The 25,093-nt window shown below is 69.9% G+C and carries 24 protein-coding genes; 14 read left to right on the top strand and 10 right to left on the bottom strand.

From position 1 onward, the window contains the following. The first annotated feature begins 28 nt into the window (after positions 1 to 28). Positions 29 to 601, top strand: a complete 573-nt coding sequence (locus CSC62_RS01215; protein ID WP_162404335.1) for a CPBP family intramembrane glutamic endopeptidase — start codon at positions 29 to 31, stop codon at positions 599 to 601. Here the strand turns inward: CSC62_RS01215 and CSC62_RS01210 are convergent. The 3 genes from CSC62_RS01210 to CSC62_RS01200 all read right to left on the bottom strand — a co-directional run bounded on the left by CSC62_RS01210 (position 596) and on the right by CSC62_RS01200 (position 3,511). After that, positions 596 to 982 carry an STAS domain-containing protein gene (locus CSC62_RS01210; protein WP_162404334.1) on the bottom strand — a complete coding sequence of 129 codons (387 nt, stop codon included), beginning with the start codon at positions 980 to 982 and terminating at the stop codon, positions 596 to 598. The genes CSC62_RS01215 and CSC62_RS01210 overlap by 6 nt on opposite strands. Beyond that, on the bottom strand, positions 979 to 1,392 hold the full coding sequence (locus CSC62_RS01205) for an ATP-binding protein (protein WP_162404333.1): 414 nt from the start codon (positions 1,390 to 1,392) through the stop codon (positions 979 to 981). Before CSC62_RS01205 ends, CSC62_RS01210 begins: the two co-directional genes overlap by 4 nt. Positions 1,393 to 1,501: 109 nt before the next feature. After that, positions 1,502 to 3,511, bottom strand: coding sequence for a SpoIIE family protein phosphatase (locus CSC62_RS01200; protein WP_246194098.1), 2,010 nt, complete (start codon positions 3,509 to 3,511; stop codon positions 1,502 to 1,504). A 220-nt stretch (positions 3,512 to 3,731) separates the two neighbouring features. Here CSC62_RS01200 and aceE point away from each other — a divergent pair, with 220 nt between their 5' ends. Beyond that, a complete protein-coding gene (aceE, locus tag CSC62_RS01195; RefSeq protein WP_162404332.1) occupies positions 3,732 to 6,425 on the top strand; it encodes a pyruvate dehydrogenase (acetyl-transferring), homodimeric type in 2,694 nt (897 codons plus the stop codon). Between the two features lie 164 nt (positions 6,426 to 6,589). Here aceE and CSC62_RS01190 read toward each other — a convergent pair whose 3' ends face one another. Both CSC62_RS01190 and CSC62_RS01185 read right to left on the bottom strand, forming a co-directional pair. After that, entirely contained in the window at positions 6,590 to 7,375 is a 786-nt protein-coding gene (locus tag CSC62_RS01190) for a DUF1828 domain-containing protein (protein ID WP_162404331.1), read from the bottom strand. After that, positions 7,372 to 7,857 carry a DUF6978 family protein gene (locus CSC62_RS01185; RefSeq protein WP_162404330.1) on the bottom strand — a complete coding sequence of 162 codons (486 nt, stop codon included), beginning with the start codon at positions 7,855 to 7,857 and terminating at the stop codon, positions 7,372 to 7,374. The genes CSC62_RS01190 and CSC62_RS01185 overlap by 4 nt, the downstream gene beginning before the upstream one ends. Positions 7,858 to 8,270: 413 nt before the next feature. On the opposite strand from CSC62_RS01185, the gene CSC62_RS18140 reads away from it, so the two are divergent. Further along, positions 8,271 to 8,762 (top strand): hypothetical protein, encoded by a 492-nt coding sequence (locus CSC62_RS18140; RefSeq protein WP_162404329.1) that lies wholly within the window; start codon positions 8,271 to 8,273, stop codon positions 8,760 to 8,762. A gap of 141 nt (positions 8,763 to 8,903) precedes the next feature. Here the strand turns inward: CSC62_RS18140 and CSC62_RS01175 are convergent, their stop codons facing one another. Then, positions 8,904 to 9,797, bottom strand: coding sequence for a hypothetical protein (locus CSC62_RS01175; protein ID WP_162404328.1), 894 nt, complete (start codon positions 9,795 to 9,797; stop codon positions 8,904 to 8,906). Positions 9,798 to 9,969: 172 nt separating this feature from the next. Here CSC62_RS01175 and CSC62_RS01170 point away from each other — a divergent pair, with 172 nt between their 5' ends. The 5 genes from CSC62_RS01170 to CSC62_RS01150 all read left to right on the top strand — a co-directional run bounded on the left by CSC62_RS01170 (position 9,970) and on the right by CSC62_RS01150 (position 15,036). Further along, the gene (locus CSC62_RS01170) at positions 9,970 to 10,566 is read left to right on the top strand and encodes a hypothetical protein (protein ID WP_162404327.1); all 597 of its coding nucleotides are present in this window, start codon (positions 9,970 to 9,972) and stop codon (positions 10,564 to 10,566) included. 81 nt (positions 10,567 to 10,647) lie between these two features. Continuing rightward, positions 10,648 to 11,001, top strand: a complete 354-nt coding sequence (locus CSC62_RS01165; RefSeq protein ID WP_162404326.1) for a hypothetical protein — start codon at positions 10,648 to 10,650, stop codon at positions 10,999 to 11,001. A gap of 203 nt (positions 11,002 to 11,204) precedes the next feature. Then, a complete protein-coding gene (locus tag CSC62_RS01160; RefSeq protein WP_162404325.1) occupies positions 11,205 to 13,346 on the top strand; it encodes a TPR end-of-group domain-containing protein in 2,142 nt (713 codons plus the stop codon). 101 nt (positions 13,347 to 13,447) lie between these two features. Beyond that, positions 13,448 to 14,563, top strand: coding sequence for an alpha/beta hydrolase family protein (locus tag CSC62_RS01155; RefSeq protein WP_162404324.1), 1,116 nt, complete (start codon positions 13,448 to 13,450; stop codon positions 14,561 to 14,563). An 80-nt stretch (positions 14,564 to 14,643) separates the two neighbouring features. Continuing rightward, complete coding sequence (locus CSC62_RS01150; RefSeq protein ID WP_162404323.1) at positions 14,644 to 15,036, top strand: nuclear transport factor 2 family protein; 393 nt, start codon at positions 14,644 to 14,646, stop codon at positions 15,034 to 15,036. Between the two features lie 86 nt (positions 15,037 to 15,122). Here the strand turns inward: CSC62_RS01150 and CSC62_RS01145 are convergent, their stop codons facing one another. Next, positions 15,123 to 15,407, bottom strand: a complete 285-nt coding sequence (locus CSC62_RS01145) for a hypothetical protein (RefSeq protein WP_162404322.1) — start codon at positions 15,405 to 15,407, stop codon at positions 15,123 to 15,125. A 218-nt stretch (positions 15,408 to 15,625) separates the two neighbouring features. Between CSC62_RS01145 and CSC62_RS01140 the strand changes: the two genes are divergently transcribed. The 4 genes from CSC62_RS01140 to CSC62_RS01125 all read left to right on the top strand — a co-directional run bounded on the left by CSC62_RS01140 (position 15,626) and on the right by CSC62_RS01125 (position 17,459). Then, on the top strand, positions 15,626 to 15,883 hold the full coding sequence (locus tag CSC62_RS01140) for a PQ-loop repeat-containing protein (protein WP_162404321.1): 258 nt from the start codon (positions 15,626 to 15,628) through the stop codon (positions 15,881 to 15,883). Positions 15,884 to 15,892: 9 nt separating this feature from the next. Next, the gene (locus tag CSC62_RS01135) at positions 15,893 to 16,369 is read left to right on the top strand and encodes a hypothetical protein (RefSeq protein WP_162404320.1); all 477 of its coding nucleotides are present in this window, start codon (positions 15,893 to 15,895) and stop codon (positions 16,367 to 16,369) included. 143 nt (positions 16,370 to 16,512) lie between these two features. Beyond that, positions 16,513 to 16,890 carry a glycine zipper 2TM domain-containing protein gene (locus tag CSC62_RS01130; protein ID WP_162404319.1) on the top strand — a complete coding sequence of 126 codons (378 nt, stop codon included), beginning with the start codon at positions 16,513 to 16,515 and terminating at the stop codon, positions 16,888 to 16,890. Between the two features lie 83 nt (positions 16,891 to 16,973). Continuing rightward, a complete protein-coding gene (locus tag CSC62_RS01125) occupies positions 16,974 to 17,459 on the top strand; it encodes a pyridoxamine 5'-phosphate oxidase family protein (protein WP_162404318.1) in 486 nt (161 codons plus the stop codon). 98 nt (positions 17,460 to 17,557) lie between these two features. Here the strand turns inward: CSC62_RS01125 and CSC62_RS01120 are convergent, their stop codons facing one another. After that, entirely contained in the window at positions 17,558 to 17,776 is a 219-nt protein-coding gene (locus tag CSC62_RS01120; RefSeq protein ID WP_162404317.1) for a hypothetical protein, read from the bottom strand. Positions 17,777 to 18,077: 301 nt separating this feature from the next. On the opposite strand from CSC62_RS01120, the gene CSC62_RS01115 reads away from it, so the two are divergent. Continuing rightward, positions 18,078 to 18,608, top strand: coding sequence for a nucleoside 2-deoxyribosyltransferase (locus CSC62_RS01115; RefSeq protein ID WP_162404316.1), 531 nt, complete (start codon positions 18,078 to 18,080; stop codon positions 18,606 to 18,608). 214 nt (positions 18,609 to 18,822) lie between these two features. Here CSC62_RS01115 and CSC62_RS01110 read toward each other — a convergent pair whose 3' ends face one another. Further along, positions 18,823 to 19,665 carry a class I SAM-dependent methyltransferase gene (locus CSC62_RS01110; protein WP_162404315.1) on the bottom strand — a complete coding sequence of 281 codons (843 nt, stop codon included), beginning with the start codon at positions 19,663 to 19,665 and terminating at the stop codon, positions 18,823 to 18,825. A 270-nt stretch (positions 19,666 to 19,935) separates the two neighbouring features. On the opposite strand from CSC62_RS01110, the gene CSC62_RS01105 reads away from it, so the two are divergent. Continuing rightward, positions 19,936 to 22,599 (top strand): bifunctional diguanylate cyclase/phosphodiesterase, encoded by a 2,664-nt coding sequence (locus CSC62_RS01105; RefSeq protein ID WP_162404314.1) that lies wholly within the window; start codon positions 19,936 to 19,938, stop codon positions 22,597 to 22,599. A 6-nt stretch (positions 22,600 to 22,605) separates the two neighbouring features. On the opposite strand, the gene CSC62_RS01100 is transcribed toward CSC62_RS01105, so the two are convergent. Then, a complete protein-coding gene (locus tag CSC62_RS01100) occupies positions 22,606 to 25,050 on the bottom strand; it encodes a glycoside hydrolase family 9 protein (RefSeq protein WP_246194095.1) in 2,445 nt (814 codons plus the stop codon). Between the last annotated feature and the right edge of the window lie 43 nt (positions 25,051 to 25,093).

Below are 25,093 nucleotides of genomic sequence, written 5' to 3'. Positions count from 1 at the left end.
TGGCGCCCCTCTTTGTGTCGAGGTCTGAGTGAAAGCTAAGGGCGACCATCTTCTCGCGGCATTCGTGGTGGCATTTGTTGCCTATGCCAGCGTGGGTTCTCTACTCACGTCTTCGGGCGCCTCATACTGGGATGTGCCGCTCAAGACATCGATTATTTTTGCGCTCTATCTGTTGTTCCCAGAGCGTAGCTCTTTAGGGTGGGGTCGGCGAGCATGGATTTTGATGCTTGTGGTGGCTCTATTGTTGTCGGTTATCTGGGTTTTTTACTCGGAACTGCGTGGACGTTCCGTCCCGGATATGGCTATTGATGCTTCGGTAGTGTATCCGCTTGTAAACATCGCTGTTGTCACGCCAGTTTTTGAAGAAAAAATGGTGAGGCATCTCTTATTTATGGCATTCTCTAGTTGGATAAATGGGGTGCTGGCAGCAATTCTTGTGTCGGCTTTGTTTGCACTCTCGCACTACAACGTCTTCTTGTGGGCGTTTATTGCATCAATGGCTCTTTGTTGGATGTTTCGGAAGGTGGGAGCCAACTCGATACAGTGTGCGCTTGTTCACGGTGTTTTGAATCTCGTGGTCATCCTTACCTATCTGCTATGAACCCTCCCCTCCGACAATCTTCCTCTGCATCGCATCCAGATACGCATCCGCCTCGGCTACCGAGGTGAAGATCTCGCCCAGCGGCACGGCCTTGACCATGTCGAAGACCTTCTGGATCTGCGGCTGCGGGTTGACCACCAGGACCTTGCCATTGCGCACGGCCAGCGCCTTGCGCGCCTTGAACACCGAGCGGATGCCGGCGCTGCTGATGTAGTCCAGCCCGGCCAGGTCGAGCACCAGCGAGGTGATCGCCGGGTCGGCCAGCACCGGCGCCAGTGCCTGGTCCAGCTCGGCGTAGGTGTGGGTGTCCAGGCGGCCGCCGACGGCCACCTGCTGGACGCCGTTGTTCGGCGGCGAGATCGCGGTCCTCAACGTGCTCATGGGTTGCGCTCCTTGTCGTGGGCGGCATCCAGCCGCAGGGTGATGCGTAGGACGTTGCGTCCGCCGACGCGTTGGTAGTCGATCCGTTCGGCCAGTTCGCGGACCAGGAAGATGCCCAGGCCGCCGACGCCGCGGGCCCCGATCTCCGCGTCCAGGTCGGGGCAGGCGTGGGCGGTGGGATCGAACGGCGCGCCGCGGTCCTGGAACTGCAGCCACAGCCGGCCGTCTTCCACCCGCGCCTGCAGTTCCAGCGGCGCCTCGGCGGAGGCGGCGTGCTCGATCGCGTTGCAGGCCACTTCCTCCACCACCAGGCGGGCGTCGTGCACCGCGGCCCTGCCGGCGCCATGCGCGGCCAGCAGGATCTCGACCGCGTCGGTCATCCGCAGCACGTCGGCGGACGTGTGCGCCACGCTGGTATGCATCGGCCGGTCCCCGGGCGCATTTCCCTGCATGCCGGCAGGATGCGCCCGGTGTGGGGAAGGTGTCGAGGCGCCGCCCTTGTCCGCCATCGTCCCTGCCTCAGGCGCCTTCGCGCCGGCGGCTGATCGCCAGGATGGTGATGTCGTCGGACTGCGGTGCGTCGCCGGCGAAGCGGCGCACGTCCTCCAGCAGGCGGTGGCAGGCTTCGGCGGCGCTGTCGCCGGCGCGCAGCGCGCGCACCAGCCGCTGGTCGCCATAGGCTTCGTTGCCGGCGTCGAAGGCCTCGGTCACCCCGTCGGTGTAGCCGACCAGGGTGGCGCCGGCGGCGAGCACGCCCTCGTGCGCCCGGTAGGCGTCGCTGGCCTCGAAGCCCAGCGAGGGGCCGCCTTCCAGCGCCAGCAGCGACGCTTCGCCATCGGCCTGCAGCAGCAAAGGCGGCTCGTGCCCGGCGCTGGCCAGCTGGAAGCGGCCGCTGGCCACGTCCAGGCGCCCGCACAGCACGGTGGCGAACATGCAGGTGTCGTTGCCCTCGGCCAGCCGGATCGAGGCGGTGGCCAAGATCTTCGCCGGGTCGCCCGCGTGCCGCCGGGCCAGCTGTTCCAGCACGGTCACCGTGCGCGCCATGAACAGCGCCGCCGGCACGCCCTTGTCGGAGACGTCGCCGATGGCGAACCACAGCACGCCCGGCTCCAGCTCCGAGAACAGGTAGAAGTCGCCGCCCACCGCGGTAGCCGGCTCCAGCAGGGCGTGCGCCTCCACGTGCATGTGCCCGGTGTCGAAGGCGCGCGCGGCCGGCAGCATCGACTGCTGGATGTCGCGCGCGATCGACAGCTCGCTCTCCAGCTTCTGCCGCGCGCTGGCCATCTGCCCGATCTCGTGCAGCTGCTGCTTGATCGAGCCGCGCGCGCTGTCGAAGGCGCGCGCCATCACCCCGACCTCGTCGCTGCGCTGCACGTAGGGCAGGGGATAGTCGAAGTCGCCCTGGCTGAAGTGGCGGGCGCTGTCGGTCAGCTCCTCGATCGGCGAGGCGATCGCGCCGCTGTAGCGTCGCGCCAGCCACAGCGCCGCCATCAGCGCCAGCAGCCCGCCCAGCGCGACCCACAGGGCGATCCGGTTGAGCCGGTGCAGGAAGTAGCGGTCGGAGACGGTCAAGGCGAAGGTCCAGCCGCTGTCGGCCACCGGCAAGACCACCGTGCCCAGGGCGTCGCCTTCGGCGTCGCCGTGCTCGAAGCTCGCCGTCTGGTGGCGTTCGATCGCCGCGGCCAGCGGCTGCCAGCCCTCGCCGCCGGCGGTGCTGGCCAAGTCCGCGGCGCTGGCCCGCATCTGCACCTGCGGATCGGGATGGACCACCGCCAGGCCCTCGGGCGAGAACAGCATCGGCTGCAGGCCGGTGCCACCGTCCGCTCCGCCAACCAGCGCGGCCAGCCGCGCCACCGGGATGTCCAGGCTGACCATGCCCACCGCCGGCGCCCCGGCCGGATCGCCCGGACGCCGCAAGGGCAGGTTGTAGGTGGCGAAGAACTCCCCGGCCGTGGCCGCGTTGGCATAGGGCTCGGACCACCAGGGGCCCGGCGCCGCCACCGTGCGCACGTACCAGGGCATGGTCCGGTAGTCGTAGCCCAGGTCGGCTACCGAGCGCTCGACCAGGCGGGTGCCGTCGCGGCGGATGTACCAGGTGAAACCATCGTCGTCGCCCGGCAGCTGCCCCGGCTCGACGATCACCATCGCCCCGGCGATGTCCGGGTCCCCGGCCAGGCTGGCCACCAGCAGCGAGCGCAGGCTGGACGGCTGCACGCCGACTCCGGTGGCGCTGGCGGCCAGGGTGCGGCCGCTGACCTGGACCGACTCCACGGTCGCCTCCAGGCCGCGCACGGTCTGCCGGGCCAGGCCGTCGGCCTCGGCCCGGGCGTTCTGCACGATCAGCAGCCGGGCGCCGCCGTAGAAGGCCAGCGCGGTCACCAGCAGCAGCCCGGCGTTGAGCAGGCTGGACCACAGCACCATCCGCGTGCGCAGGCTGTCGCGCCAGTGGACCCGGGCGGCGGCGGGCGCCGGGGCCGGGTCGTCCGGGACGGGCAGTTCCTCGGTCTGGCGTGGCGCGATGGCGGCCATCGGCTTCCCGGGCTGGGGGACGGCCGATCATAAACACCTGCCGCCCCGCCCGGCATGAAGCCGGATGTCCCGGGACAGTCGCGCCGACATCGCCGCAGATCGCCGCCTGATCGGTTGCATACGCCACCGTAGCGAGGCGGCCGCCGCGGCCGGTGCGCTAAACTCCCGGGTCCACAAGAACATCGCGGCCGCGTCCCCTACGCGCGGCATAGGGAGTGATATGAACTGGCTGAACGAGGTGCTGCAGAACGATCCGGATCCGGTCGAGACCCGGGAATGGATCGAATCGCTCAAGGCGGTCATCGACCGTGACGGCCCCGAGCGCGCTCACGGCCTGCTGGAGGACATGGTCGAGCTGACCCGCCGCTCCGGCGCGTTCCTGCCGTTCTCCCCGACCACCGAGTACGTCAACACCATCGCTCCGCACCTGGAGGCCAAGAGCCCGGGCAACGCGGACCTGGAATGGCGGATCCGCTCGATCATCCGCTGGAACGCGATGGCCACCGTGGTCCGCGCCAACCGCAAGCCCGGCGACCTCGGCGGCCACATCGCTTCGTTCGCCTCCTCGGCCACCCTGTACGACGTCGGCTTCAACCACTTCTGGCGCGCCCCGTCCGACAGCCACCCGGGCGACCTGCTCTACATCCAGGGTCACAGCTCGCCGGGCATCTATGCCCGCTCGTTCCTGGAAGGCCGGATCAGCGAGAGCCAGCTGGACAACTTCCGCATGGAAGTGGACGGCCGCGGCATCTCCTCCTATCCGCACCCCTGGCTGATGCCGGACTACTGGCAGACCCCGACCGTTTCGATGGGCCTGGGCCCGCTCGGCGCGATCTACCAGGCGCAGTTCATGAAGTACCTGGAGCACCGCGGCCTGATCGAGCCGTCCGACCGCAAGGTCTGGTGCTTCATCGGCGACGGCGAGTCGGACGAACCCGAGACCCTGGGCGCGATCGCCCTGGCCGGGCGCGAGGGCCTGGACAACCTGATCTTCGTGGTCAACTGCAACCTGCAGCGCCTGGACGGCCCGGTGCGCGGCAACGGCAAGATCATCCAGGAACTGGAAGGCGTGTTCCGCGGCGGTGGCTGGAACGTGATCAAGCTGCTGTGGGGCGGCTACTGGGACGCGCTGTTCGCCAAGGACACCCAGGGCGTCCTGAAGAAGCTGATGATGGAGACCGTCGACGGCGAGTACCAGAACTGCAAGGCCTTCGGCGGCGCGTACACCCGCGAGCATTTCTTCGGCAAGTACCCGGAGACCGCGGCCATGGTCGCCGGTCTTTCCGACGAGGACATCTGGCGCCTGAACCGCGGCGGCCACGACCCGCACAAGGTCTACGCCGCCTACCACCAGGCGGTGAACACCAAGGGCATGCCGACCGTGATCCTGGCCAAGACGGTCAAGGGCTACGGCATGGGCTCCTCGGGCGAGTCGCTCAACCCGACCCACCAGACCAAGAAGCTGGACGACGACGCGGTGCGCGCCTTCCGCGACCGCTTCAACATCCCGCTGAGCGACAAGCAGCTGGCCGACGCCGAGCAGATCCCGTTCTACCACCCCGGCGAGGACTCGCCGGAAGTGCAGTACCTGAAGGAGCGCCGCGCCGCCCTCGGCGGCTACCTGCCGCAGCGCCGGCGCAAGGCCAGCAAGTCCTTCGCCGTGCCGACCCTGGACAAGTACGAGCGCCTGCTCAAGGACAGCGGCGAGCGCACCTACTCCACCACCATGGCCTTCGTGCAGACCCTCAACATCGCCCTGCGCGACAAGGACCTGGGCCCGCACCTGGTGCCGATCGTCGCCGACGAGGCGCGCACCTTCGGCATGGAAGGCCTGTTCCGCCAGATCGGCATCTACGCCCCGTTCGGCCAGAAGTACAAGCCGGTCGATTCCGATCAGCTGATGTACTACCGCGAGGACCAGGCCGGCCAGGTGCTGCAGCAGGGCATCAGCGAGCCGGGCGCGATCGCGTCGTGGATGGCCGCCGGCACCAGCTACTCGGTGTCGAACGTGCCGATGCTGCCGTTCTATATCTACTACTCCATGTTCGGCTTCCAGCGCGTGGGCGACATCGCCTGGCAGGCCGCCGACATGCGAACCCGCGGCTTCCTGCTCGGCGGCACCGCCGGCCGCACCACGCTCAATGGCGAGGGCCTGCAGCACGAGGACGGCCACAGCCAGATCCAGGCCGGCTTCATCCCCAACGTGCGCAGCTACGACCCGACCTTCGGCTACGAGGTCACCGTGCTGCTCCAGCACGGTATGAAGGCGATGATGGAGGACCAGGTCGACGAATACTGGTACCTCACCCTGATGAACGAGAACTACACCCATCCGGAAATGCCGGCGGGTGCGGAAGCGGGCATCGTCAAGGGCATGTACCTGCTCAAGGACGCCGGCAAGCCGAAGAAGGGCGAGCTGCGCGTGCAGCTGCTGGGCAGCGGCACCATCCTGCGCGAAGCGATCGCCGCGGCCGAGCTGCTGGACAAGGACTTCGGCGTCACCGCCGACATCTGGTCCTGCCCCAGCTTCAACGAGCTGCGCCGCGACGGCTTCGACGCCGAGCGCTGGAACCGCATGAACCCGGAGGCCAAGGCCCCGCGCAAGGCCTACGTGACCGAGCAGCTGGAAGGCCGCCAGGGCCCGGCGATCGCCGCGACCGACTACGTGCGTGGGTTCGCCGACCAGATCCGCGCCTTCGTGCCGATGCAATACACCGTGCTGGGCACCGACGGCTTCGGCCGCTCGGACACTCGCGCCAACCTGCGGCGGTTCTTCGAGGTGGACCGGTACTACATCGCGCATGCCGCCATCGCCGCGCTGGCGAAGGAAGGGAAGATGACGCCGAAGGATGTGGCCAGGGCGATCAAGCAATACAAGATCGACCCGGAGAAGGCGAATCCGGTCGGGGTTTGAGGTTTGACGAAAGTTGGAACGAAAAAGGCGGCCTGATGGCCGCCTTTTTCGTTGAGGGTGAAGTGAACCTGGCTCCTTTCTTCGACCCCCTTCTTCGTTAAAACGTTCCTCGTTGCTAGGCGCGTTGATCGGCTGGGTGTGGCGCGATTCTCCCGATAGCCTACCTAGTGCAGCGCCTCTTCCAGTTTGAATCGCATGTCGTCGCGCGCATCCAGCGTATCGACCATCATCGAAGCAGCATTAATCAAACGACTGCGATCCTTATGTGGGATGCTCGCCTGATCCTGAAAAACGACGAGCGACTTGAACCGACTCTTAGGGTCGGCGTTAAGGTGCAGCCGCAGGTACTGAATGATGATCGTCGCCAACCTGGCTTTAGCTTGATCGGGCACACCGAATATATAGACAGGCGAGCGTTCGCCATGAACGAATAGATCGATCGGGTAAGCCTCACCCATGGGCACTCCTGGGACGATGTAGTTCTCCACTACCTCACCACCCACGATTTCCTGCACTTGCTCGCGCAGGTCCTCGTAGAAGGTCGATGCAATGCGGGCCTTGTTTAGGAACGTAAGGTCGTGAATGCGGGTGATCGCTTGGCCAAAGCGAACTAGCGACGGGCCAAGCTCCTCGCCCGCCACGTCCACAAAGAATTCGCCATCATCCTGCTGCAGGCCGGCCGTCGCTACGACTTGATCCAACAGTCGTCCGCGCGAGCCGTCCCTAAACTTCGCCAGATCGTTGAGGTAGCTCATACGCATGTAGGTGGTGCCACGATCGGTTATGCGCACGCCCCCAGTAGGCAGAAACTTCAAAAATAGCGAATAGTGATCGCCGTCGCCAAATTCAAAGGGCGTATCAACGAAGAAATAGCCGTCGTTGCGCTCGATAACTCGAACGTCGGCGCAAAGCGACTTGCATACGGCAGATTTCAAATCGTTGATGTTCATTGAACCGGAAACAAGCTGAGAGATTCGGGAGTCGTATCAATCCCACTGATGTTGCATTCGACACATAGCAGATGGAGGGCGCCCTCAATCGACGTGTATCCGTTAGTGACTTCGGCGAAGTGTTCCGGCTCGTAGCCCTTTTCGATGTAGCGCTCGGTTGCCTTGTGAATATGATAGTTCCCGGGCCTGAACCTAGTGCCCTCGATATGATTCTTATGCGGATGACTGGCGCCGTTGCAGCGCATCAGAATGACCGTTTCGCCCGTGGTCGAATGCCATTTCAGACCAGCGGTGAAGTCGTCCAGCATCTCACTATGCTGGCGAACAAAAATGGTGAACTCGTCGCCACCCGGTACGCTCACGGCCTTGTAGTCGCACTTGAGGTGCTTCGCGTCGGGCACCTGTCGAGCCTTTGGGTTGGTGACCCGCTTAGGCATGGCGATAAGTTCGGCGATGCGTTCGTCCGAAAGTGATGTGTCCATTAGCCCCATCCCCCTGTCGCCCCACAATATAAGAGGGGCGGACCAATGGCAAAGCCGGGCCGGGGAGCAATGGTGAGTCTGGTACGTCGCACAGGCTGCGACCCGAAAAAGCGCGGTCATGTTCACTTCTCGGGTGGGCGAAGCGGGTTCCGGCGAAGCAGCGGGTCTTGGCTTCGATCATGGTGGGCAAGGCGTCATGGCCAAGGGGGGAACAGGGGGCAAAGTGCATTTCGCCCGACTTCTTCGCTTTTGCGGTCGGACACCTCCGGGGCCTGCCCGGCACGGCGGGCAGTTAACGCTTGCATAGCCTCGCCGGAGGCAGGGTCAGGTCATCTGACCCGCGAGGCGCCGATTGGCGCGTCCTTTTGCCGCCACACTCCCACTGGCCGCATCCGCACATCCACGGAGGGACCATGAAGATCGCCATCTACCTGATGACCTTGGCCGTTGCGCTGCACGCTTCAGCAGCAGATGTGCAGGCGTTCTGGGGCGGCGCGGCCTACGGGATGGACGTGGCGCAGGTCCAGGCGCGGGTGCCGCAGGCCCGGGTGCCGGACAACCCGGACGAGCTGGCCGGGGGCGAGCGCGAGGGGCTGCGGGTGGAGGGCGTGGCGGTGGCCGGCCACCGTTTCCAGGCTTCGTACTTTTTCGACGGCGGCGCACTGGTGCAGGTGGACCTGGTGCAGGAAGCCCCGCGGGCCGGGCGCGCGGACCTGCAGGTGTTTCAGGACGTGGCCGCGGCGCTGGAGGCCCGGCACGGTGCGCCGGCAGGCAGCACGCAGGAGGACGAGCCCTTCGAGCGACGTCGCGTGCATTGGCAGGTGGCGGAGACGCAGGTGGCGCTGCTGCTGTTCCAGGTTGGCGATGCTTCGCTGGTGAAGGTGGTCTACCAGGTGCAGCGATAACGGGGCCAGGTTCACTTCCTGGATGAGGGTGGGCCTGGCGATCGGTGGGCTGGACGTGCTGCGGCGAAGCGCCGGGCCTTGGCTCCGACGATGGTGCGAAACGCGCGTGACCGGCGGATGGACTGATCCCGCCGCGGGCGCTCAGGCCTCCGGATCCCCGGCCTCACCGCGGGGCTCCAGCGTCGGCGGTACCAGGCGCAGCTTGAAGTCCACGCTGCGCCGCTCGACCTTCCCGGCAGGATGGCCTGTCCATTGGCCGCTCCGGCTCCAGCTGCGGCCGTCCTTGCCGCGCTGCAGGCCGGGCACCACGTTGGAGTCGGGCTCCGCCTCGCCGGTACACAGGGTGAAGCCGTAGTTCTCGATCTGGACACCGCCGTCCACCTCGCGCGCCCAGATGACGGTGGGCTGGCCCACGAAGTGCTCCGGGCCGAGGGGATGGACGGCCTGTTGGCCTCCTTTGCGCGCCACTTCCTTTCCGGACCCGGTCAGCGGGCCCTGGTAGACGAGTGCGATGCAGAACGGATCGTCGGCTTCATGGCGTTCGGGCACGGTATCGACCCACACGGTGTCCAGCGGTCCGGCGTAGTCGATGGTGCCCTCGACGGTGGCGTCGTCGGCGCCCAGCATGCTCCGGCCGTGGATCCGTGCGTGGCCGCTCGAGTCGCCGGGCAGCCGTACCGAGCCTTCGGCTCCTGCGCGATGCAGGTCGTACTGGGTGTTGCCGTAGCGTTCGCGCACGCAGACCAGCTGGCGGAAGCGGCCCTCGATCTCCGCCTCGGCGACCAGGTGGTGGATGCTGCCGGCCGCTCCTTCCTCGCGCTGCGCGTGCAGCTGGAATTCGCCCTCCAGCTGCGCCAGGTAGCCGTCGGGCAATGGCTCGCCGGTACTGCCGTCCAGGGTGGCGCATACGCGGTCGAACGCGCCTTGCTCGGCCCCCGCGTTGTCCTGGTCATCGGCGGGGCTGTCGGTAGGCGCGCACGCGGACAGCAGAAGGGCGAAGGCGAGCGTGCAACCGGAGTGGCATCCATGCGGCATCGTGGACATCCTGGTGAGCGGAAACCGGGGCTAGAGTGTACTTGCCCGCGCATGGGACCCGAATGCGTGCTGGGGGTGGAAGTCGATCCGGTTCCCGGGCGATCATTGCCCAGCGGTGCGCGGCGTCACGGATCGCCGGCACGGAAGCCAACATCCACCCAGGGAAAACACCATGCACCACGCGTTCCAGCGGCTCTGCCTGATCGCCTCCGTATTGCTGCTCGGGGCCTGCCAGGGCCGCGATGCGTCCGACGCGGCGCCGGTGGCGGATGCCGGCCTCGCCCCGACGCAGCCGGCGCCGTCGGCCGCGGCCGGGCCGGAAGCCGCGGCCGCCGCCATCGGCCACTACACCCTCGCCGGGACCACCGTCGCCTTCACCCATGCGCTGCGCCTGCCGGACCAGGACGGCAAGCTGCGGCTGCTGCTCACGCCCGACGTGCTCACGGCCGACGAGCAGGCGACCGTGCTGGGCGAGTCGTGGCCGGGCCTGTCGCTGCTGTCCAAGCGCACGGCGCAGTACGCCGACCGCTATCCGTTCGTGCTGATCGAGCTCCGCACCGAGGGCGAGGTGGCCGCCGCCCAGGTCAGCCACTTCTACGTGATGGCCTCGGGCATCGCCGTGCCCAACCATACCGACAACATCAACCGCTCCGGCCAGAACCACGGCGTGGAGCTGCTCGAGCTCCGCGGCGAACGGGTGCGCCTGCGCGCGTCCGGCCAGGAGGAGATCGGCGGCGAGCTGCGGGACTGGGCGTTCGACCTGGGCTGACGCCGGGCAGCCGCGCGGGGTGAACCCGGCTCCGTTCCGGTGCACAGTAGCCGGGTGCTGCCCCCGGGACCGGAGCCTTCCATGCGTACGCTGCTCGCCTCGCTGATCGCCCTGTTGGGCGTGTCCTCCGCGCCGCAGGCGGAGCCGGTGGTCGCGGTCGTCGTGCTCGACGCGGCGTTCGTGCAGGTCAAGGTGCTTTCCGCGGCCGAATGCGAATCCTTCGGGCGCATGTGGCAGGCCCGCCGCAAGGTCGCCGGCTCGGCCCAGGACGCGGGCGGGACGCACTACAAGCTCGATATCCACGGCCCGCGCGGCAGCCGCCGCCACCTCTACTACACCTCGGGCCGGGTCGCGCTGCTGGCCCACAATCTCCAGCCGACCTACGTCGTGGCCGATCCGCAGGCCTTCAACCGGCTCATCGGGGCAGCCGAGTAGCGGGCGGCCCCCAGCGGTTTCCAGCGGTCCCGGGGATACCGCGCGATGGCGCTGTCCGCAGTCATGCGCATCACCACCTCCGGGTCGCCCGATGCGGCGACCGGGCGACGCGGCACGTGCGCCGACCGAAATTCCGCCGCCTTCCTTTCCGCTGTTACCTTCGCTTGTCGAACACGCCGCCGCTCCCGCATCCTGCCGCGGCCATGCGTCCACGCCTATCCCCCCAACGCGCGGCCATCGTCCTGGTGACGGCGGCCGCGGGCCTGTTCCTGATGCCGAGCCTGCTCTCGCCCCTGTTCGCCGCCCGGTCCGACCCGGCCTATCCGCGCCTGTCGGATAACACCGCGGCCTCGGCGCGCCTGGAGGTGCGCAAGCTGCTGCACGGGCACGTGGACGGCCTGTTCGCCGTGCCCTCCACCGGGCAGGTGATCGCCGCCGCCGGCGGTACCCTGTGGAAGTTCAGCGCGGACGGCCTGCTGCTGGACACCCTGGACGAGCCGGCGCACATGCACGTGTCCGGCATCGCCTTCGGCCCGGAGGGCTACGTGGACTGGGTGTTCACCGGCGAGCACGAACGCCGGGCCTATGCGCCCGCGGTCGATGGCAGCGGGCTGTCGAGGAAGGAACTGGAGGCCGAGCTCGACCGCGCGCAGGTGGTGGCGTTCGGCCGCGACGATGCCCATGCCTGGGCCTGGCTGTGGACCGAGGGTCGCGCCTGGAAGCTGCGCATCGATCCCTACCGCGAGCAGGTGGACACCTGGTGCCGGCAGCGCAGCCATTCCGACGAAGCCCTCGGCTGGCATGCCACCTGCCTGGAGGACTATGCGCCGCAGGCCGAGGCGCTGGTGGAGGTCGAACCGGAGAGTTTCTCGCGCAGCTACGGCGACCTGCCACCGCGGCTGCGCGTGGCCGGCTTCGACCGCCGCAAGTACCACCTGGAGGAAGGCGTGTCCGGGCAGCTGCTGCATGCCACCGTCGGCACGGTGCTCAAGGGCATGGGCGTGCCGGGCGGAGGGCCGGGCCGCTACTGGTTCGGCGACGCCCACGTGCAGCTGGACGTGGGCGGCGAGACGGTGAAGTTCAAGGCCTTCGTCCCGCGCGTGGACGGCGATTACGAATTCCTGCGCAACATGCGCTGGTGGGAACCGGCGCGGGCGATGCCCGGGGCGAGCCCTTGGTTCAGCGTGCACATGCGCGGCTACATGGAGCACCCGGGCGAGCGCGAATTGCTGGAGTACTACCGGGACGACATCGGCCTGTACGTGGTCCGCCCGCGTGGCACCGGCGAGGCGCCCGCCGCGCAGCGCCAGCTGCCGGCTTGGCAGCCGCGCTTCGAGGGCGAGCCGACCCGCTACGACCCGGTCACCGCCACGGTCGAGTTCGCCGACGGCCGCCGGGTCGAGCGCTGGCTGCGGCCGCCACCGCCGCGACTGGCCATCGACACCGTGCCCCAGGTGGTGGTCGAACCGGTGCAGCCGGACCTGTACGCGCTGCCGCGGGCCATGACCGTGACCTGGGGCTCGCCGGGCGATCCGGAGGAACGCGCCGACCTGCGCGTGGACCTGGACCATCCGCAGGTGCGCGAGCTGCTGTCGGCGCCGGCTGCCGGCCCGCGCGAGCTGGTGCTGCGCGTGCCCGACCTCTACGCGCCGACCTCGCGCATGCAGGTGTTGCTGCGCGAGGCCGGGCGCGAGCGGCCGCTGCCCGGGGCACGCCTGGAGGTGCTGCGCCGGCCGGCATTCCGTCCCTACTACCAGGGCACGCCGAGCCGCCACGATCAGCTGCGCGCCAATGTCGCCGCTGCCGCTGGCGGCGATGACACCGCGCTGGACGAGTTCCTGCGCCAGGCCGCTGCGCTGGCGCAGGATCCCGAGCGGGCGGACGACTTCACCCCGGCGGTCACCGCCGCGTACGCCGAGCTGGTCAACGCATCGAACGTGGCCGGCAACACCGCCTCATCCTCGCGCCTGGTCCGCCACTACCTGGCGCAGGTGCATCCCCATGCATCGGCGCACCCGGACCCGAGCGTGGGCTACAACATCGGCGTGATCGCCAGCCAGACCCTGGCGTTCGCGATCAGGCAGCCGACCGAACGCGACCTGGTGGATGCGGTGATGGCGACCCTGATCGGCCCCGACTTCGATCCGGCCGCGCAGACCAACGCCACGCTGGCGTACAACCTGGCCTGCCTCTACGCGCTCGAGGGCGACACCGGGCGCATGCTGCAGGCGGTGGTCGCCGCGCGCCGGCTGGGCAAGCCGGCGTCGCAGTTCATCGCCGACGCGGACTTCCAGGGCTACCGCGAAGACCCGCGGTTCCGCCAAGCGCTGGGCGAGGGCGGATGATCCGGAACCAGCGCGGCATGTCGGCTGTGGCGCGGGCGCCAGGCCGGTTGCACTGCCGGCAGCGTTCCTGCGGAATACACCCACCACGCCAGGAGATGGACATGCGCATGTCGGTTCGCGGGTTCGCGGTCGTGCTGTCGGCGGCGGTGCTCGCCGCCTGCAACGCCATGGGGGGCGGACCATCGGCCGCCGCGACGGCATCCGTTGCGCAGGCGGCGCGGGTGGGCCCGGTCGTGGACACCGGCACGCTCGAGGGGGCGCCGTACCGCATCGACATCCCCACGGACTGGAACGGGGAACTGGTGGTCAACGCACACGGCTACGTGGTCGCCGGCTCGCCCGCGCGGCCGATGGAGGTGCCCGGCGGCATGCAGCCCTTGCTGGATCGCGGCTTCGCGGTGGCATCCAGCGACTACTCGGCCCAGGGCTGGGCGATCGCCGAGGCCGTCGCCGACACGGAGCGGCTGCGCGCGCACTTCGTCGCGCGCCATGGCGCGCCGCGCCGGAGCTGGCTGGTCGGCTGGTCGATGGGCGGGCTGGTCGCGCTGGCCAGCGCGGAGCGGCATCCGCGTGGATGGGACGGCGTGGTCGCCATGTGCGCAGTAGCGACGCCGACCGAGACGATGTTCGCGCGCGCCGCGCTTGCGCCGCTGGCGGCGTTCGATGCGCTGTACCCGGGGGTGCTGCCGCAGGCGCCGGGCGGGCTGGCGGATGCGGCGCTGCCGGACATGCCCGACGGCGATGCGATCGAGGCGGCGCTGGCCGCCGACGAGGCGCGCGCGGCGGCGTTCTCCCGACGCTTCGACCTTCCCCGCGCCGATGCTGCCTCATCGCTGTGGCTGTACTACGTGGCGCTGCGCGAACTGGCGACCCGCGCCGGCGGATTCCCGGTCGCGAGCACCACCGGCGCCGGCGGCACCGACGGCGACGAGGCCGCGCTGGGTGTGCGCATCCGCCGCTACGTGGCCGACCCGGCCGCGCTCGCCTACGTCCGCCGCACCGGCGCGCTGACCGGGGCCGCGCCGGTGCCGGTGGTGCTGCAGCCGAACGCGGTCGATCCCATCGTCACCGCGTCCTTCAGCCGAGGCTATGCGGCACTGGCCGAGGCGGGCGGCCGCGGTGCGCGGGTGCGCACGCTGCCCGGGGTCGGCGAAGGCCACTGCCGCTTCCCGCCGGAGACGGTGGCGACGGCCCTGGAGACGTTGCGCGGGCGTTGACGCAGGGCTTGTTGCCGATGACACAGGCGATACGCCCTGCATGCGACATTCGGCTTCCCTTCCGAGCGCGAGGTGTGCCGATGGCTACGCACGACGAGATCATGGAGCTGGAACGCAGGTTCTGGCGGTCCATGCGGGACATGGACGTCGATGCCGCCGTGGCCCTCCTGGACGAAGAGTCGACGTCGGTCAGTGGCTGGGGCATCCATCATTTCGGTCCCGACGAGTACAGGGCGATGGCGCTGTCCGGAAACGCCCGGATCACCTCGTTCGAGCTGTCCGAGGAGCGGGTGATCTTTCCCCTGCCGGACGTGGCCGTCGCCACCTTCAAGGCCAGGCAGTCGTTCTCGATGGACGGCAAGAGCCACGAGATGGTCGTATACGACACCACCACCTGGGTGAGGAAAGGCGGCCAGTGGCTGGCATGCGCGCACACCGAGACGCCGGAGCAGAAGGCCGCGACGAACGCCTGACCATGCGTCGAGCCGTGGCCACGTCGCGTCCGCGGTGCGGTTCCGCTCACTGGCCAGGCCGACGCTGGGTGTTCCAGTCGGCTCGCCTAGCCAGGACCGGCGCCTGCATACGGCCCTGGCGTGTCCGGCGCGCTGACGAAGGTCCAGGCCATCGCCAGGACGAATGCGGCGGCGAGGATTGCGAACGCGATCAGGATCCGCCGCGGCGTATAGGTGTAGCGCCTCTCCAACGCGGCGACCGCGCGCGGCCGCCTGCGCGGTGGATGCTGCCCCGGCAGGTCCACCAGCGCCGGCGTGGGGACGGAAGGCCTGAGCGCCGGGCGGAAGGCGACCAGGGGCTTGGGGTGGACGAGGCGGCGCCGGATGCGCATGGCGGGACTCCGGATCAGGACGTGGCGTTCGGGCTGGCATCGTCTCCGGAGTGGCGTCACGGCGATGTCGTGGCGTGGCGGTGCCCGGTGAAGGAGCGCCGCGATTCACACCGGGATTCACGCCGCGTTGCAGCGAGTGCCGGCGATGCTCCATGCAGCAGCGGCGTCCCGGACATGCCGCATCGGGCACCGGCCATGAGAGCGAGCGAGGAACATGCATGGAAGACCTGATCGGCTGGGCCGCCTCGGCCGTCCTGCTGGCCACCCTCGTCCGCCAGATCGTCAAGCAGGCACGCGATCCGGACGCCGAAGGCGTATCGACCTGGCTGTTCCTGGGCCAGGCCACCGCGTCGCTGCTGTTCGTCGTGTATTCGGTGCTGGTCGGCAACTGGGTGTTCATCGTCACCAACAGCTGTCTTCTGCTGACGGCCCTGGTGGGGCAGTGGATCAGCTGGCGCAGGCGAGGACGGGCGTAGACTGCCGCCATGGCCTTCGAATCCCCTTCGGGCGGTGGTGACGGTGCACTGATGCACGCGCCGCCGGACGATCCACCGCGGCAATTGGCGCTGCAGGTCCTGCTCGGCCTGTGCGCCGCTGCGGTCCTGGCGTTGGGTCTGCACATGGCCCGGCCGTGGGGCGACAACTACGCCTACCGCGAAGCATCGAGCTATCTCGTGCTCGGTGGCCTTCTGCTGTGGGCGCTGTCGCCGTACGCGGGGCTGGCGCTGGGCGCGCGCCTGTTCCGGCGTTGGAATGTGGCGCGCCGGGTGTTCGCCGCCGGGGCCGCCTGCGTCGGCATGGGCGGCCTGCTGGTCTATGCCGACGTGGCGTTCGTGCATCCGGATGCTCAGGGCGGACTGGCATTCCTGACCGCGCCGGTGGCGCAGTGGGCGGCGACCGCGGGCCTGGCAGCCATCGCTGCGATCCTGGTCGCGTGGCAACACCGCTCGCGCAGGACGTAGCCCGCTTTTCCGGGCGCCAGGCGAGGCATTGGCAGCGGCGCCACGAACGTGAATCCCAGCCGTGCGGGGATGCGGTTTTTCACCCGCGCTTGTTGCAGCGTGCGGAATCCTGCGGGCCTGTCGGATCGAGAAGGAGGCCCACGATGAAGACCTCGAACAGGATCACCGCCCTGGCCTGCGTGCCGCTGGCGCTGGGCATGGCCATGGCCCAGGCGCAGAGCAGCCGGCACTATGGCCCGGAAGACGAGGGCCGCCGTTTCAGCGACGGCAGCCGGGTGGTATGCGAGAAGGTGGAGGTGCAGCGTTCCTCCAGCGACCCCAACCGCGTCGCCGGCACCGCCGCCGGCGCGGTCATCGGCGGCCTGGTCGGCAACCAGATCGGCGACGGCAAGGGCCGCAAGCTGGCTACCGTCGGCGGCGCGGTCGCCGGCGGCGCGATCGGGCGCAAGGTTCAGGGCGACCGCCAGGAGGCCCGCGGCGACCGCGTGATCGAGACCCGCTGCGAGCGCGTCTGGCGCTGAAGGCGGACCTGAGCGCGGGCGGTCGGCGTTCCCGGCGGCCGCCCGCGCAACTCCACCGGGACGATCGCACGGAGACTGATGCCATGGCCGATGCCGCCGAACTCGAGCAGAAATTCTGGAAGGCCCTGAAGTCCGACATGACCCTGATGCTGGGCGTGGACGGGCTGGAGGACGGCCATACCCGGCCGATGACCGCGCAGCTGGAACACGAGGCGCGCGGCCCGATCTGGTTCTTCACCGCGACCGACAACGCGCTGGTGCGCCACGCGGCCACGCCGCGGCGCGCGGTCGCCGCGTTCGCGGCCAAGGGCCATTCGCTGTTCGCCAGCATCGGCGGCCAGCTGAGCGTGGACACCGACCGGACCGTGGTCGAGCGCCTGTGGAATCCGTTCGTGGCCGCCTGGTACGAGGGCAAGGACGATCCCAAGCTGGCCCTGCTGCGGCTGGATCCCGACCAGGGCGAGGTGTGGCTGAACGAGAACAACCTGCTGGCCGGGGTGAAGATGCTGGTGGGCATCGACCCCAAGAAGGACTACCGGGACAAGGTGGCCAAGGTCGACCTGGGATGACCAGGCGCCGGGCTTCATGCGGGGACGATATGAGCAGGATGAACAGGCCCGCGCCTGCCGTAATGCAGGCTATGGCGCGGGCCTGAACCGCTGCCGCCTCAGTAGTCGTCGCCGCCGAAGCCGCGGCTGGATTGCGCCGTGGTCGGCGGCAAGGGCTCGATCTCGTCGGTGTGGATGCGGATCGTGTCGCCATGCGGCGGGGTGCGGCCACCGGTATCGGGCAGCGCATGCGCGTCGGTGCCGACCTTGCGCCGCTGCCAGGCCTGATAGGCGAGGAAGCCGAGCACGCCCACGGCGACGGTTTTCAGGATGCTCATCGGGATCTCCGGTTGGGGGGCGGTGCCAGCGTCGCGCGGCCGCGGTGAGCCGGGCGTGACCTGGCGGTCGATGCGGCGTGGACACGGCAAGGGCGGCCGCCCCGGCGAGGGCGGGCGCGCCGGCGAGCCGCAGCGCGGCCGCGACACCCGGCCGGACTTCGACCAGCGCGGCCACCATGGACGGTCCGGCGGTGTCGCCGCTGCGAAGCGGCAGTTCGACGCGGAGGACGGGGACCGTGTTCCGGACCGGTGCCGGACATCCGACAATGCACTTCCCTCCCGTGAGCCTGCCGCTGCCGTCATGATCCGCCGCCTCTACCTCGCCGGCCCCGACGTGTTCCGTCCCGATGCGCAGGCGCGCGGGCGCGAGCTGAAGGCGCTGTGCGCGCAGGCCGGGTTCGAGGGCCTGTTCCCGCTGGACCAGGACGTGCCGGCGGCGATCAGCGAACCGTCCGAGCAGGCGGCGTGGATCTACCGCGCCAACATCGGCCTGATCGAGCGCGCCGACGCGGTCCTGGCCAACCTGGACTTCTTCCGCGGGCCGGAGCCGGACAGCGGCACCTGCTTCGAGGTCGGCTATGCGGTGGCCAAGGGCAAGCCGGTGTTCGGCTACATCCCCGAGCACGGCAGCTTCGCCCAGCGCATTCGCGCCCGGCATCCCCAGGCGATCGGGGCGGACGGGGTGCTCGACCTGCACGGCTGGAGCATCGAGGAATTCGGCCTGCCGCTGAACCTGATGCTGTCGGTGCCGGCGCCGCTGGTGGTCGGCGACGCCGGCGCGGCGCTGGCGCAGCTGGCGCGCTGGCGGCAGGTGCACGACCGGCCGCGTTGACGGTCGCGCCGCGGGTGCGCCTACGGTGGGCAGCGTCGCCGCCGCCATCATCGGCCACACGGGCCCGGTGGCCGACGACCTCTGGTGGGCCAACGACGGATCGGGCTGATGCCGGGCAGCGACCACGGCCCGTGCACCTTCAGGTACGGCAACGGCCATCCCGGCAACCCGGCATTTGCTGCTGTTGCTGTCGCGGGCCCCGCCGCAGCAGGCCTCAGCGCTTCAGCCCCAGCACGCCGTCCAGCGCCGGTTGCGCGCGGAAGCCGGCCTTCTCCAGGCGCCGCGCCACCTCGCGCGGCACGTCGCGGCCGCTGGTCAGGCGGTTGGGGCTGCCGGTGTAGTGGAACAGCTTGCCGCCGCGGCGCAGCACGCGCGCGAGCTGGTCGTAGAACGCCTGCGAATACAGCTCGCCGGCGATCCCGAAGCGCGGCGGATCGTGCAGCAGCGCATCGACCGAGGCATCGGCCACCGTGGCGACCGCCTGGGCGACGTCGGCATGCGCCAGCTGCAGGCGGCCGCCGCTCTCAGGCGCGTCCGGATCGGGCGACCACGGGTTGAGCGTGCGCAGCCAGAGCACGCTCTCGTTCTTCTCGAACGACAAGATCCGGGACGCGCCGGCCTCCAGGCAGCAGGCGGCGAAGTAGCCCAGCCCGCCGCAGGTGTCGAGCACGACCCTGCCGCGCGGCTCGACCAGGGCGACCTTGCGCCGCGCGTCGTCCAGCGGCGACTCCCTGGCGGTCGGCAGCATCTTGATGCCGTCGATCTCGAAGGTCGGCACGTTCCACTCGGTCGGCACCAGCTTGATCAACGATCCGGCATAGCGCGCAGCCGGCGTCCATGCCTCGCCGTCGAAGTGGTAGATCGTGCGGTCCTTGAGCCGGGTCGGCCACGGAAAGTCCCGTTCCTGCCAGCGCCAGCTCCCGGTGGCCAGCAGTGCCTGGCCGCGGCTGCGGCCCAGGTCCAGCGAACCCTCCCAGCGGAGGGCGCCGGCCTGCAGCGCGGCCTGCATCGCCGATGCGGTCTGCAGGGTCAGCAAGGGGCCGGTGGCATGGGGCACGATGGTCGGCGGATGAGATGGTCGGGCATCGTAACCGTCCGGGCGCAGTTGCGGGGAGGACCCGGCCGATTGCGGGCCGCGGAATGGCGCCGGTGGTTGACGGAGGCGGCCGCATCGGGTGTATTGCGCCGGTGGTGCGATGATGGATGGCCGCGCATGCCACGCACCTGTGATACGGCGGCATGTCCCTGATCCTGGAGCAGGTGTGGACCATCGCCCCTGCCCGCCGGACTCCGGGGGCTGCTCAGTCCCCAGCTGCAGGAAGCCAGGATGACCGAGCGGGAAAACCGGACAGCTCCGCCCGCGCCCAGCGGCCGGGTGGTCGGCGCCCTGTCCTCGCCGGTCTGGGCGGCGCTGGTGCTGCTGGTCGGCCTGCTGCTCACCGCCGAACTGGTACGGCGCGAATGGAGCAACGTGCGTGGCCAGGACGCGACGATGCAGCGCTCCCTGGCCGATGCCGCCGCCGCCCGCCTGCGCGAGCCGCTGGAGGCCGCGGCCCTGGCCCTGCGGGCGATGCAGACGGTGTTCCTGTCCAACGACCGCATGGACCAGGCGCTGTTCGAGCAGTACCAGCGCAACCTGCGCTCGCACGAGCTGGTGTCCGGCTACGTGGTCACCGCCTTCGCCCGCCGCGATCCGGATCCGGCGGCACGGCCGGGCAGCCTCTACCCCTATGTCTTCGTCACTCCGCTGGCGGGCAACGAGTCGCTGGTCGGCTTTGACATCGCCCGTCAGCCGGAGAACCTGCGCGCGCTGGAGCGCGCCCGCGACGGCGACACGCCGTCGGTGTCGGCGCCGTTCCCGTTGCTGCAGTACCGCGACGCCGAGGGCCATGCCGCGCTCGGGATCACCGTGCGCCTGCCGGTGTACTCGCGCGGGCCCACGCCGGCGGACGTGGCGCAAAGGCGCGCGCGCGAGATCGGCGCGCTGGCCATCAGCCTGCGGCTGGAGCCGATGGTGGAGCAGGCCCTGGCCGGGCGGGTGCTCGAGTTCATGCACGTGCGCGTGCTCGACCTGGATGCCGCGCCCGGGCGGCAGCTGGTGTACGAGTCCGGGCGCGAACCGGAGGCTAGTGCTCGGCTGCAGGTGCGGCAGCTGGAATACGGCGGGCGGCGCTGGGAAGTGCGGCTGTGGCCGCGGCCGGCGGCGGTCGGCACCGGCAGGATGGCGCTGATCGCGCTGTCGGGCACGGCGATCAGCGTGCTGCTGGCCCTGCTGTTGTGGTCGCAGAGCACCCTGCACCAGCGCGCGCTGGAACTGGGGCGGCGGATGAGCGCGCGCTTCGGCGAGAGCGAGGCGCGCTTCCGCGTGCTCAACGAACTGCTGCCGGCGCTGGTGCTGATGGCCGACGGCCGCGACGGCCGGATCGTCTACGCCAACCAGGCCGCGCGCCAGCGCCTGGGCGAGGTGGCCGATGCGCCTTTGGTGTCGCTGTTCGCCGATCCCCTGCTGGGCGCCCAGGCGCTGGCCGAGGCCAGCCAGGGGGGAGCCTGGGCCAGCCAGGAGGCGGTGATCGCCGGCGGCAGCGGCGGTGGTTTCTGGGCGAGCCTGTCGCTGGCCCGGATCGAGGTCGACGGCGTCCCGCACCTGCTGCTGGTGGCCACCGACACCAGCGAGCAGCGTGAGCTGACCGAGCGCCTGCGCTACCAGGCCGCGCACGACGGCCTGACCGAACTGCCGAACCGGCGCGAGTTTGAGCACCGCCTGCAGCAGGCGCTGGCCGGCCGCGCCGGGCAGGCCGCGGCGCGGCCGTTCGCCCTGCTGTACATCGACCTGGACCAGTTCAAGCTGATCAACGACCTGTCCGGGCACATGGCCGGCGACCAGCTGCTGGTGCAGCTGGTGCACGTGATCCGCCAGCACCTGCGCGCCGGCGACCTGCTGGCGCGGCTGGGCGGCGACGAGTTCGGCCTGCTCGCCTTCGACGTGGACGCGGCCCAGGCCCTGGCCCTGGCCGAGGATGTGCGGCGCCGGATCGAGGGCGTGATGTTCGCCTGGCACGGCCGAACCTACACCGTCAGCGCCAGCATCGGCATGGTCCTGGTCGACCGCGAGGGCTGTACCCTCAAGGACCTGCTGGCCTGGGCCGACAGTGCCTGCTACCAGGCCAAGGAAGCCGGCCGCAACCGGGTCTGGGCCTACCGCGAGGACGACGATACCACCCGCCGCCACAGCGAGATGGAATGGGCCAACCGCCTGCGCCTGGCGCTGGAGCAGGACCGGCTGCTGCTCGACTACCAGGAGGTGGTGCCGCTGGCCAGCGCCGGCGAGGGCCGGACCCACATCGAACTGCTGTTGCGCCTGCGCGACGAGGAGGGCGGCGTGGTCCTGCCCGGCGCGTTCCTGCCGGCGGCCGAGCGCTACGGGCTGATGCCGGCGTTGGACCGCTGGGTGATCCGCACCGCGCTGGCGAATTTCGCCCGGCTGCATCCGCAGGGGGCCGAGCTGGGCACCTGCTCGATCAACCTGTCCGGGGCCAGCATCGAGGACGACGACCTGGCCGACTTCATCCTGGCCACGATCCAGGCGCACGCGGTGCCGGCGCGCCGGGTATGCCTGGAGATCACCGAGACGGTGGCGGTGCGCAACCTGCTGAAGGTGGTGCGGGTGATCGAGCGCCTGCGCGCGGCCGGCTGCCGGATCGCGCTGGACGACTTCGGCGCCGGCATGTCCTCGTTCGGCTACCTCAAGAACCTGCCGGTGGACGTGATCAAGATCGACGGCAGCTTCGTCCGCGACCTGGGCACCGACCCGATGAGCCGGGCGATCGTCAACGCGGTGGTCCAGATCGGCCACCCCCGCGGGCTGCGGGTGGTGGCCGAGTGGGTGGCCGACGACCATATCCTGGCGGTGCTGCGCGAACTGGGCGTGGACTACGGCCAGGGTTTCGCCCTGCACCGGCCGGAGCGGGTGCTGTTCCAGCGCGCGCCGTAGCGGGAGCTAGCGTCCCTCCAGCGCCGCCTGGGCCGCGTTGGCCAGGAACACGTACTTGGCGGCCAGGTCGATCACGTACTCGTTCTCGCCCCACAGGAACGGCCAGTCGTTCTTGTTCTCCGGGAAGTCGGGCTTGAGCACCAGCACCCCGGGGACCACGCCGCCGGCGATGAAGGTGAAGTCGGCGCGGTTGTTGCCGTAGGCCACGGTCTTGGACTGCGCGCCGACCGCCGAGACGAACGACAGGTTGGAGTCCGGGTGGGTGCCGAACAGGTAGTTCAGCCCCTGCAGCGCGGGTTCCAGGCCGAACAGGTCGGGGAAGGCGCGGTGCAGGTGGTAGTGGGTGATGGCCATGCCTACCACCGCGCCGTTGCCGGCCCAGCCGCCGCGGGTGATCGGCACGCCGTAGGGGTTGTCGGCGACCATCGCCTTGTACTCGTCGCGGAAGCGCGCGGCGCGCGCGTGCAGTTTCTCGCGGAAGCCGGCGTCCATCTTCGGCAGCGCGGCCACCGCGGCGCCGGCGTTGGCGGGGAAGCGGGCGTCGATCGCCGGCCACAGCGCGGCGACCGCCTGCGCGTACTCGGCCTCGCCGGTGGCCAGCAAAAGCTGCACGGCCGCGTCCAGCTTCTCGTCGTCAGGATCGCCGCCGGTGGTGTTGCCGACCCGGAACAGGTTCGGTTTGCGGCCCCGCTCGAACGCCCAGGCCTTGCGCGCGGTGGCCAGGCATTCCTCCGCCAGGGCGTCGTTGTAGCCGCGCAGGGCGCGGCTGGCGGCGGCCAGGGCGGCGGCCGAGCCGAGGTTGAGCGCGGTGGTATTGCTGGTGAAGGCCAGGCGGTCGTCGCCGGGCGAGTCGGGATCGGCCGGGTCATCGACCTTGCCGTCGGTCTTGGTCACCGCGTCGCCCAGGTGGGTGTACTGCTTCAGGTCCGGCTCGACGATGCCGGGGATGGCGTGGCCGAACACCCGGTGCTGGGCGATCAGCATCAAGGTGCCGTGCTCGATCTGCTGCAGCAGGTCGGGCACCCCGTCGGGCGCGTGGATCTCCACGTGCCGGCGCTTCTGGTCGATGCGGGTCTCGTCGCGCTGCGGGCGGAAATGCTCCCACGTATCGACCAGGGCCATCACCGTGGCGTAGTGGGTCTGGGTGCGCAGGTCGAAGTCGCCGGCGTCGAACCAGCCGCCGATGTCCAGTCCCGGGATGTGTTCGCCCGGCTTGAACGGCGAGTCCAGCTCCGGGCCCTGGCCGTAGAGGTCGAAGTGCTCCTTGTTGGGCGCGACCTGGCGCGCATCGTCCATGTGCGAGCGGCCGTGCCAGACCCGGTAGGCCTCGTTCACCGACATGTGGTCCATCTGCACCGCCATGAACACGTCCAGGGTCGGGTGCCAGGCCTCGGCGTAGGCGTCGGCGGCGATCCGGAACGCGGACGTGCGCTGGCCGACGGCCTCGATCCGGTACAGGCCCGGCTCGCGCACGGCGGAGAAGTCGAAGGTGTAGTAGTCGTAGCGCAGGTAGCGGCCCCAGCGCGCGGGGTCGGCGGCCAGCGCCTCGTGCTCGCGGCCGTCGGCATCGATCCGCAGCAGGCGCGCGCGGCCGGGCGCCGGCGCGGCCGGGTCGGTCTCCAAGACCGCGACCTTGGCCTGCGCTGGGTGGTAGCCGACCTGGGAATGGCCGATCACCGGCGCGCGTGTCCAGCCCGGTTCGGTGCTGCCGGTCAGGGTCCACTCGAGCACCGCGCCGGTGCGGCCGGCCGGCAGCAAGGAGCGCACCACGTACCAGCCGTTCTGGGCCTGGTTGCGGCCGTCGTACAGGGCCAGCTCGCCGCCGCGGCCGTCGATGGCGACCCGGCGCTGCGGGTCCTCCGGCGCCAGCACCAGGCGCTGGCCGCGGGCGATCGGCAGGCGCACGGTATTGCCCTGCGCGTCGCGGCCGCTGGGGCCGGCCGGATAGCGCGGCAACTGGCCGTGGCCGGCGTCCGTCGCCCAGGCCTTGCCGAAATAGGCCGAGGGCAGGAATTCCAGGTTGAAGCCGGCGCGGCCCTGCAGCGCCGCCGGCAGGGGCCGCTCGAGCAGCACCCGCACGCGCACGCCCTGGTCGTGCGGCGCCACCTGGATCGCGTAGTCGAACTTCTCCTGCGGATAGCGCAGGCGGGTGGTGATCGTGCCGGTCTTCGCGTCGACCGTGCGGTCGACCAGGACCGGAGTCGCGTCCCACTGCTCGGGCGTGGGCGCCAGGCGCACGTCGCCGTTGGTGGCGGTGCGCACGCCGTGGTGGATCAGTTCCACGCCGGCGATCTTGGCGTCGCTGAACAGGCCGTCGTAGGTATTGCTGAAGACCAGCACGTCCAGCCCGGGGCGGTGGAAGTAGCCGCGCTCGTCCAGGGTCAGGCCCGGGTCGGGCGCTGCCGCGGCCAGGGCGGGTAAGGCGGCTGCCGCCAGCAGGGCGGCGAGCACGGGGCGACGCCTGGAAGCGTGTCGCCGGGTCGGATCGGTCATG

This window comes from Pseudoxanthomonas jiangsuensis (genome assembly GCF_010093185.1).
Lineage (GTDB): Bacteria > Pseudomonadota > Gammaproteobacteria > Xanthomonadales > Xanthomonadaceae > Pseudoxanthomonas > Pseudoxanthomonas jiangsuensis.
Note: the sequence above shows the minus strand (reverse complement) of the source record. Positions and strands in the feature narration are given on the sequence as shown.

Bases quoted from the DNA above. Each gene is read 5' to 3' on its own strand.
- CSC62_RS01210 (WP_162404334.1), bottom strand. From the start codon at position 982: ATGAGCACGTTGAGGACCGCGATCTCGCCGCCGAACAACGGCGTCCAG.
- CSC62_RS01200 (WP_246194098.1), bottom strand. From the start codon at position 3,511: ATGGCCGCCATCGCGCCACGCCAGACCGAGGAACTGCCCGTCCCGGAC.
- aceE (WP_162404332.1), top strand. From the start codon at position 3,732: ATGAACTGGCTGAACGAGGTGCTGCAGAACGATCCGGATCCGGTCGAG.
- CSC62_RS01190 (WP_162404331.1), bottom strand. From the start codon at position 7,375: ATGAACATCAACGATTTGAAATCTGCCGTATGCAAGTCGCTTTGCGCC.
- CSC62_RS01185 (WP_162404330.1), bottom strand. From the start codon at position 7,857: ATGGACACATCACTTTCGGACGAACGCATCGCCGAACTTATCGCCATG.
- CSC62_RS18140 (WP_162404329.1), top strand. From the start codon at position 8,271: ATGAAGATCGCCATCTACCTGATGACCTTGGCCGTTGCGCTGCACGCT.
- CSC62_RS01175 (WP_162404328.1), bottom strand. From the start codon at position 9,797: ATGCCGCATGGATGCCACTCCGGTTGCACGCTCGCCTTCGCCCTTCTG.
- CSC62_RS01170 (WP_162404327.1), top strand. From the start codon at position 9,970: ATGCACCACGCGTTCCAGCGGCTCTGCCTGATCGCCTCCGTATTGCTG.
- CSC62_RS01165 (WP_162404326.1), top strand. From the start codon at position 10,648: ATGCGTACGCTGCTCGCCTCGCTGATCGCCCTGTTGGGCGTGTCCTCC.
- CSC62_RS01160 (WP_162404325.1), top strand. From the start codon at position 11,205: ATGCGTCCACGCCTATCCCCCCAACGCGCGGCCATCGTCCTGGTGACG.
- CSC62_RS01155 (WP_162404324.1), top strand. From the start codon at position 13,448: ATGCGCATGTCGGTTCGCGGGTTCGCGGTCGTGCTGTCGGCGGCGGTG.
- CSC62_RS01150 (WP_162404323.1), top strand. From the start codon at position 14,644: ATGGCTACGCACGACGAGATCATGGAGCTGGAACGCAGGTTCTGGCGG.
- CSC62_RS01145 (WP_162404322.1), bottom strand. From the start codon at position 15,407: ATGCGCATCCGGCGCCGCCTCGTCCACCCCAAGCCCCTGGTCGCCTTC.
- CSC62_RS01140 (WP_162404321.1), top strand. From the start codon at position 15,626: ATGGAAGACCTGATCGGCTGGGCCGCCTCGGCCGTCCTGCTGGCCACC.
- CSC62_RS01135 (WP_162404320.1), top strand. From the start codon at position 15,893: ATGGCCTTCGAATCCCCTTCGGGCGGTGGTGACGGTGCACTGATGCAC.
- CSC62_RS01130 (WP_162404319.1), top strand. From the start codon at position 16,513: ATGAAGACCTCGAACAGGATCACCGCCCTGGCCTGCGTGCCGCTGGCG.
- CSC62_RS01125 (WP_162404318.1), top strand. From the start codon at position 16,974: ATGGCCGATGCCGCCGAACTCGAGCAGAAATTCTGGAAGGCCCTGAAG.
- CSC62_RS01120 (WP_162404317.1), bottom strand. From the start codon at position 17,776: ATGAGCATCCTGAAAACCGTCGCCGTGGGCGTGCTCGGCTTCCTCGCC.
- CSC62_RS01115 (WP_162404316.1), top strand. From the start codon at position 18,078: ATGATCCGCCGCCTCTACCTCGCCGGCCCCGACGTGTTCCGTCCCGAT.
- CSC62_RS01105 (WP_162404314.1), top strand. From the start codon at position 19,936: ATGACCGAGCGGGAAAACCGGACAGCTCCGCCCGCGCCCAGCGGCCGG.